Source organism: Achromobacter sp. 18P8.1.1, assembly GCF_057799415.1.
The window spans coordinates 1-8,076 of the sequence record NZ_JBYOKH010000092.1 but is presented as its reverse complement, the minus strand read 5'-3'; the positions used below and the strand labels follow the sequence as shown (position 1 = coordinate 8,076).

At 62.8% G+C, this 8,076-nt stretch carries 7 protein-coding genes; 5 read left to right on the top strand and 2 right to left on the bottom strand.

All coding sequences use genetic code 11. From position 1 onward, the window contains the following. From AC27VE_RS30610 to AC27VE_RS30590, 5 genes are all read left to right on the top strand, one after another. A partial coding sequence (locus AC27VE_RS30610; protein WP_488705841.1) for a DUF2345 domain-containing protein occupies nucleotides 1–643 on the top strand: 643 nt, incomplete at its 5' end. Nucleotides 644–731: 88 nt separating this feature from the next. Continuing rightward, nucleotides 732–1,511, top strand: a complete 780-nt coding sequence (locus tag AC27VE_RS30605; RefSeq protein WP_488705840.1) for a DUF3304 domain-containing protein — start codon at nucleotides 732–734, stop codon at nucleotides 1,509–1,511. Between the two features lie 33 nt (nucleotides 1,512–1,544). Continuing rightward, a complete protein-coding gene (locus tag AC27VE_RS30600) occupies nucleotides 1,545–2,525 on the top strand; it encodes a DUF4123 domain-containing protein (protein ID WP_488705839.1) in 981 nt (326 codons plus the stop codon). After that, complete coding sequence (locus AC27VE_RS30595; protein WP_006226601.1) at nucleotides 2,518–3,297, top strand: DUF3304 domain-containing protein; 780 nt, start codon at nucleotides 2,518–2,520, stop codon at nucleotides 3,295–3,297. The genes AC27VE_RS30600 and AC27VE_RS30595 overlap by 8 nt, the downstream gene beginning before the upstream one ends. Continuing rightward, nucleotides 3,290–5,608, top strand: a complete 2,319-nt coding sequence (locus AC27VE_RS30590; RefSeq protein WP_488705838.1) for a phospholipase effector Tle1 domain-containing protein — start codon at nucleotides 3,290–3,292, stop codon at nucleotides 5,606–5,608. Before AC27VE_RS30595 ends, AC27VE_RS30590 begins: the two co-directional genes overlap by 8 nt. 39 nt (nucleotides 5,609–5,647) lie before the next feature. Here AC27VE_RS30590 and AC27VE_RS30585 read toward each other — a convergent pair whose 3' ends face one another. Both AC27VE_RS30585 and AC27VE_RS30580 read right to left on the bottom strand, forming a co-directional pair. Next, entirely contained in the window at nucleotides 5,648–6,148 is a 501-nt protein-coding gene (locus AC27VE_RS30585; RefSeq protein ID WP_427959028.1) for a hypothetical protein, read from the bottom strand. A gap of 76 nt (nucleotides 6,149–6,224) precedes the next feature. Continuing rightward, nucleotides 6,225–8,076, bottom strand: a 1,852-nt coding sequence (locus AC27VE_RS30580; RefSeq protein WP_488705837.1) for a type IV secretion protein Rhs, incomplete at its 5' end; no start/stop codon positions are given.

Here is an 8,076-nt window from a genome sequence, read left to right as displayed (position 1 = left end):
GCACGCGGTTTCCGGCACGGTGGCCGGTGACGCCGTGGGCGGCGCGGCGGGCGACGCCTCGGCCAAGCACACGGAAGTGGTCGACGGCAAAGTGCCGCACCTGACCGATCCGCTGGTGCTGATGGCGGGCCGCGCAGGGCTCACGCAGGCGGCGGGGCGCAATGTGCAGGTCACGGCCGGCGAGCTGGTGCATTGGTCATCGGGCCAGGACCACAACCTGGCCGTCATCGGTTCGCTGCGCGTGCATTCGGGCCAAGCGCTGGGCATCGTGGCCGGCGTGCAGAAAGGCGGCGCCGACGCGGGCCTGGATCTGATCGCCGGCACCGGTGAAGTCGACGTGATCTCGCAGCACGACGTGCTGACCATGCAGGCGCAACAGGACCTGCGCATGGTCAGCGCCAATGCCAGCATCGAATATGCCTCGCCCAAGCGCATTCGCATCGCCAACGCGGCGGGCGCCAGCATCGTGATCGAAGGCGGCAACATCACCGTCACGGCCCCAGGCCGCATCGACGTGAAGACCGGCAACAAGCAATTCGCCGGGCCGACGCAGATGCCGTATCCGTTTCCGCAGTTCACCGTCTGCAAGAGCTGCGTGCTGGACGCCCAGGAGAGCGTGCAGTCCATCACTGACAAGGCGTGAGGAAGATGGCTTATTCCTGGCAAGAAGCCTTGCTTTCCACCAATGATGAGCTTCGCGTCCGTGGCGCTGGATACCAAGAGAGTCACGAATGCGTAAGGGGTTGATCGGCGTATTGATTTGGCTGGGTATGTTGGCGGGCTGCAACGGCGAGCCTACTTACTCAGGCGTGAGCTTCATTACGTATAACTACACACCCTGGCACCTGGAGTCTGTGCGGATTCGGGACGCATCGGGCGGCAAGGCCGGTTCCGGCGCCATTCCACCCGGCGGGGGAGAGGGGCGAGTTGCTTGTTGCTATACGCTGAAGGGAACGGACTTCACCGTGACCTGGACGGGTGGCGACGCCGCGCTGATGCGCGAGCACATGTTTGATGGCAAATACGACGATGCGATCTTCAAGAAGGAAACGGTGGTGCATTTTCCTGCAACCGAGATACCGCAAGGAGATGGAACGCTCATCCTGGAATTGCATATCTATCCCGATGAGCACATGGAGCTTGCATTGGGCCGGCAGTTGCTGGGACAGGTCAGAATACCGATCATCGATACGCTGCGGTGGCTATATGAAAACCATCGTGATGTGCTCGTTGGATACAAGAGTACCCACGAATTGGCGGATGTCCTTCCAAAGGTCGCCAAACAGGCCTGGATGCAATACCGCATCGAAGATGCCGAAGACATGCGGGGCTACATGTACCTTTACTTCATCGTCGCTTCTGATTTCGACAAGAATGCGGAGATAGCGAAAGTTTTGAAAGATCCCCACCGAAAGCCTGGCGACTTTGGTCGCGCGGTAGCAGCCTTGTCGGAGGAAAAAATCACGCAGATGAAGGCGTCTGGCGAGGCCCCGGGAAATAAGAATGTCTAAGACGAATTTGACCAAGAAGAAGGCGTAAGGGTGATGGCTTATTCCTGGCAAGAAGCCCTGCTTTCCACGTTTGCGGAATTGCCGCAGCACCGTGGCCCCTACGGCGAAGCCGCGCGGGCTTACGTGATCGTGGATTTTCGCGGGCACCCCGATTTGCTGGCGCACATCACCGCCACCGAAGACCTGAGCTTCGGCTCGGTGTGGGCGCAGACCGGCCTGGACATCTATGGCGACGTGGCGCCGCTGCTGATCGAAGTGGACGGCGCCTCGCAAGGAGTCTTGCGCGGGCCGCGCTACGAGGATTTCAATACCGTGCTGGTGCGCGTGCTGGAAGCGCTGCACGAACGAACGGGCGGCCGCTATGCAATGATGAGTTTCGCTTCCGCCGTGCCGCTGGAAAAGCTCATTGCGCACTTTGGCCGTTTCTGCGACTACGCCTTACCCGACGCCAGCGAGTTCTTCCTGCACTGGTACGACAGTCGCATCCTCGCCCGTGCCTTAAAGGTGTGGACCGCCGAGCAGCGCGCGCGTTTCGCCGCGCCCTTGATCACGTTGCGTTATGCGTTGCGCGACGGCACTGGGGCCGAACTGGCCGGCGCCGGTCGGCTGCCCGCCGACAGGCCGGAAGGGATCGAACGTTTCACGCCCGAACAGCATCAGATGCTGTTCGACCTGGACTACCCGGACAAGCTCGCGGTGCAGCTGCGCCGTCTGTATCCCGGCCTGTTGCCCGGCAACCCCGATCAGGATGCGCTGGTGCCGCGCGTCGAGGCGCAGCTGGAACGCGCGCGTGCGCACGGCGTGACGGGCGACAAGGACACGTTCGATTATGTGGCGTGGGGCGTGTCGATCTCGCCGCGCTTCGATGAGCATCGCTTGATCCGTGAAGGGCTGCTGGCCTATCGGCCAGATGCCGAGGGCGGCTTGGCCAAGGTGCTGGAAGGCGTGCCGGATGTGGTGTGGGATGAGGTGCAGGCGCTGCACCTGGAGAACTTGGGAGTGGAAGATGCGTAAGGGACTGATCGCCGCGCTATTGTGGCTGGGCATGCTGGCGGGGTGCAACAGCGAACCGGTCTACCAAGGGGTCAGCTTCATTGCCTACAACTACACGCCGTGGAATATCCGCAGTATCAGCGTCAAGGACAAGGGCGATGGCGTGGCGTCGACGATGCAGGTCAGTCCTGGCGGCGGCGAAGGCTCGGTCACCTGCTGCTTTACGCTCAAGGGCACGGCGTTTACGGTCGACTGGCGTGGCGTCGATGGGGAGCTGCTGCGCAAGCATCTGCACGATGGCAAAGCCGACTCGCTTTATTTCGACCGGCAGGGTGCCATCAACTTTCCGGCAGCCGAGATTCCGCCTGGGGACGGCCCGCTGTATCTGGAGCTGCACATCTATCCGGATGAACACATGGAACTGGCGTTAAGCCGCAAGCTGCTGGGCCAGACGCGGATCCCTATCGTGGACACCGTGGACTGGTTGTGGCGCGACCATCGCGCCTCGCTTGGCGACTACCGCAGCGATGCTGAGCTGCTGCGCGTCACGGCCAAGGTGTTGCAATCCGCATGGAAGAAGTACCGCATCGAAGACAAGCAGGACCTGCGCCAGTACATGCTGCTGTATTTCACGGTGGCGTCGAATTTCGATAATGATCCGCAGGTGAAGGCGATCCTGGAAAAAACGGGGCGCGCGCCAGGTGACTTTGCCCGGGAAGTGGCGGCATTGCCGCAGACGAAGCTGGATCAGATAAAGAAGACAGGTACCCCCCCGGGAGATAAGAATGTCTGACGTGCAATCCAGCGACCTGCCGCAGGAGAACCGTACGCCGGCATCCGTGCTGAAGGCCATGGCCCAGAACGAGGCGGCGTATCCCAAGGACGACTGCAATGAATGCGGCGCGGTCCTGCGGATGGGATTCTTCTTCGACGGATTTGGCCGCAACCGCGATGAAGATGCGAAGCATCCGACCTACTACTCGAACATCTGCCGGCTCTGGGAAGCGCACTACGTCCAGAGCGATCCCGGCCGTCCCGAAAAGCATCACTGGTTCCGGTTCTACTATTCGGGTCTGGGAACAGACCTGAACGCCGACGCCGAGAATGACGACATGATTTATGCGGCCGCGAAGGCCGGCATGAAGCTGGCGAGCAACGCGCAGAAGGCGGTTTCAAGCAACGTCGGCAATGTGCTGCGCACGGACGAGATTCCGAACCATAAGCTCACCGGTCGCGTTACGGCGGCCGTGAAGAAGTCGCTGCGGGAATCGTCGTATCAACCCATGGTCAAGGCGTATAAGGACGTCGTCAAGGATGTGCAGACATTGCCAGAGAAGGCTGTGCGCATCTGGAACGCCTGGGATCCCGAGAGGTTGGTGAACCGAGCGAAGGCGACCATTCGCGGCTTCTGGGCAGGGTTCAAGAAAAACCCGTTGAAGGTGGCTTGGACTGCCGGCAAGGAAGCCGTGAAATCGACCATGATGGAGACGGTTCCGGTCATCCGAGATCAGGAAACGGTGGCTTATCTGATGGGCACTGGGGTCGACGTGCGTGTCGATTCCGCGTTGCGGCAATTCAAAGCCGCCTACGATGCGGTGAGCGAAGGTCAGAATGTGCGCCGCATCGAGATCACCGTGTTCGGGGCGGACCGGGGTGGGGTGGTGGCGCGCCAGTTCGTCAATGACCTGGTCAAGAAATACCGCCGGCGTCACGATGCGGATCTGGCTGTAAGGGGCGACCTTACCAAGAACAAGCCCGACGCCGATATCCAGATCCGCTTCATGGGATTGTTCGATTCCGTTGCGTCCATCATGGACGAGAACACGTTTCTGGGTTTTCTACCCGTTACCGACCTCATCAAACAGACGCACAAGGATCGGACGCTGACGGTGCCGGCCGCCGTGCAGATGTGCGTGCATTTCGCGGCGGCACACGAATTGCGGCGCAACCAGCGCATGGACAGCCTGGAAAAGACGCGGGGCCTGCAATACCTCTATCCGGGATCCAGCGGCGACGTGACAGGCGTCAGCCCGCCCGGATCGCTGAATTCACGCGTTGAACTGTCCCGTGTACCGCTACGCGACATGATGAACCAAGCCCTTTCGCATGGCGCCGCGTTTCACAGCCTGGAGCGGCTTGCCGATCTGAAGCCTGACACCTACCTGCAGTTTTCCTTGTCGGAGCCGATCGTGGATGGCAACAGCCGCCATAAGATCCTGGAGCTCGTCAACGCGTATCGAGAAGCCGTGAAGTACGAACCCGGCATCGACTTCCTTCCGCACATGGAGACATTCCTACGGTGGTTGGCCGTGCGCTATCAGGATGCGACGTTCCGGGCCGAGCTATCGGATCCGGCCGAAGCATGGATCAAGGATCGCGACTTCTACACGCCTGAGCAGGAGTTCAACGAAGAGCTGCGGCGCGTATCTGCGCTGTCTGCGGAGGAACGGAGCAAGCCCGAGAACACCGCGCGCTTGCGCGAACTTGAAGCGCTAAAGAATGAGCGTTGGAAGCGCGCGTCAGAAAGCCGTGGAGAGTTGCCGCCGCAACGGTTCAAACCGCTATGGGAGCGCCTTCAAGAGGAATACAAGAATCTGGAAAAGGCCGAGCAGAACGATGCCGATACCGAGCGGCGCCGAGCGGACCTGGAGCGCAATAACCCGCAAGTGTTGCGAACGATGGAGCAGATGGACAAGGACATGCGCGACCGCGAAAACATGCGCAACGAACTGATCAAGCGGGGAGGTGGCACACCTCAGAAGATGGCCGACCCGTTGGCCGACATGAAGGCCGAGCGCGAAACCCAGAAGCGCCTCCTGGCCGTGTGGCGCGATGCGCGCGACGGCAAGACGCAGTTGCCGGCGAAGGTGATGACTTTGTTCGACTGGCTGGTACACGACGCCATGTTGAGCAGCTGGCCCGACCATCTGCTGGCCAGCACTACGATGTACTTCCGCGTGCGTGACAAGGACGTGTTCGCCAAGACCGACGCCAAGGCGGAAATGGAGCTGCGCGGGAAAGACATGCGCAACGCGGAAAAGGTCGAGGCCCAGGCAGCGCGCACCGAGCAGAACCTTCAGCAGATGACGCCGGCGCGGCCCTAAGCGGCGGCGTGGCGCTGGTTCGCGGACCTTGCCCGGCCCTTACTTCTGCCCGGCTTCGACCTCGATGGTCACCGTATTGGACTTCACGTCTTCGGCTTCAATGTAGACCTCATAGGTCGCCGGGGTGGCGGGCAGGTGCAGCACGCCGGCCATGTCGGTGGTGAAGCGCGTTTCGACCGTCATGCCGGGCGGCAACGCCAGCTTGGGCGGCGGAGCCCCTTCGCTCGGATCGACCGACACATTGGGCAGCGTGGGGCGCACGTAGTTGAAGGCGATGCCGCGATAGACCTTGCCCGTGCGAGTATCGACCGCCACGAAGCGCGGCAGTTGCGGGTTTTCCACCACGGGCAGGATGCCGCGGGCGCATATCGGAATCGTCAGGGTGTTGCCGTCGCGGATCTTCACGCGCGAGGGCGCGGCGATGCGCATCTGCGCGTCGTACCCTTGCAAGGGCGGCATGCAGGCGTGTTCCTTCTGCGAGTGCGTGGGCACCGAGGCGAAGGTGGCGGGTTCAATCCAGTCGGTAGTCATGATCGGCATGTCAGCATCGAAATTTGCGAAGAAGGAGCGGCGGTGGTTGTTGTCGTTGGCGGTGGTCGGTGACTAGGCGGCGGCCTCAGAACGAGGCCCAGCCTTCAGAGCAGTCGACCTTGCGCACGGCCTTGCTGCAGCTTGGGCAGAAGTGGATGTTCGCGCAGGTGATGCCGTACATCACGCATTGCCCGATTTCCTCGTTGTACTGGCCGTTCTGGTCGCGTAGGCCAAAGTAGCAGTGGCCGCCCATGTTGTAGTAGAAGTGCGTCGGCGGGTCCAGCTTGGAGTCGTCCGCCGAGGTGTCCACGTTGCGCAGGCCCGGCCAGTCCGGGCCGCTGGGCACCATGCCCAGCAAGTGGCCCATTTCGTGGGCGAGCGTTTCGGTCAGGTAGGCCTGCGAGTTGGGCACGAAGGGATCCAGCGTGGAGACGAACAGCAGGTTGGTCCCCGTGATGGCCAGGCCGGCGTAGCTGGCGGCCACCGTGTTGAACTGGATGTTGAGCATGCCGGTCAGCGGCGTAGGTGATACCTGCGTCAAATCCACCGACACCGACCAGACGCCGCCCGACTCATCGCGGATCGGCGTGATCAGGTGGCGGGGGATCGGCAGCGAGCGTTCTGCGCCTGAGGCGTCCCGGTACAGGTATCGCGCGTGCACGAGCCAGTCGTCGCCTTGGTCGAACTCGTACCAGAGGGCGGATTGGCTGCGGTCGTCGTTGACGATGGGTACGGTCATGACCCGGCCGCCGGGGCCAGCAGGCACCGGCAAGCGCATGTCGCCGCTGACGCCCGGCGCCACCAGCCGGTCGACGTGGCAGACCACCAACGTGTAGGGCTCGCGTTGTTTGCCGGCCGACGGGGTGTAGGCCTGTCTCACGGCCTGCATGATGGCGTGTTGCGCATCGGCGTCGTCGGCGGCATTCACGGCGGAGCGGCCGCGGAACTGCACGCGCGGCAGCTGGATCATGTCGATGCCATGCAGCGCAAATTCGGCCGTGACGGGCGTCACGTCGGCCAGATGGCCGGCCGGGCGCGGGCTCATGCACATCACTTCCTGGATGTACAGGCGGCGCACGGTTTCAACCCGTTCGGTCTTGATCAGCTGGCCGCGTTCGTCGCGCACTTCGAACAGGTACAGGTTCAGCCCGGCGGCCGGCAGCGTGATGTCGTCGACGATGCGGGTGCCGTCCGCGTTCGTGACATAGCTGCGCGGATTGCTGTGCGGCTCCTGGTAGCTGGCGCGCCGGCCGCGTTCCCGGGCGGAGTACGGGATATTGGCAGGGTCGGGCTTCACGGTGATGGTGAAGCGATGCTGGCCGGGGCGGTTGAACTCCACATGGATGCGGGGACGGTTCGATTGCCGTTCCGTGGTGGTCAATGCGCTGCCGTCGTTCCAGCGGTCGGCGACTTGATCCAGGTTCACGTATTGCAGGCGCGCGCCGTCCTGGCGGGCGCGATAGGTCGATACGCCAGGCACCACGCGTCCGGAGCCCGAGGGGGCAGGCGTGTCGCCCGGCAGGTTCGTGCCTTGCGTGCGCGCCACGGGTCCCAACCCGATCGTGTCCAGTACGTCGCGGGCAATCTGCGGTAGCGGTGAATCCGCTACGCCAGGTATTTTCATCAACACCTCGGCCACCTTGGGCAGCGTCTCGGTGGCGAGCGTGGGCGATTGCAGAATGGCGCCGATCACGCCCGGCACCGAGGACGACGACAGGCCTGGCATGCTCAGGATGGCGCCAGCGACAGACGGGATGTTGGCTTGCTTGACGTCGGGCAGCGTGAACAGCGTGTCGACGGCGGACCCCAAGGCGGCCATGCGGTCGCCGCTGGCGTTTAAGGCCTGCGTCATGACGGGCACGATGGCCGCGCTGACGCTGGCGCTGACGCCGCCCGCGGCGAACGTGGACGCGCCGGACAGCGCGGTGGAGGCGGCG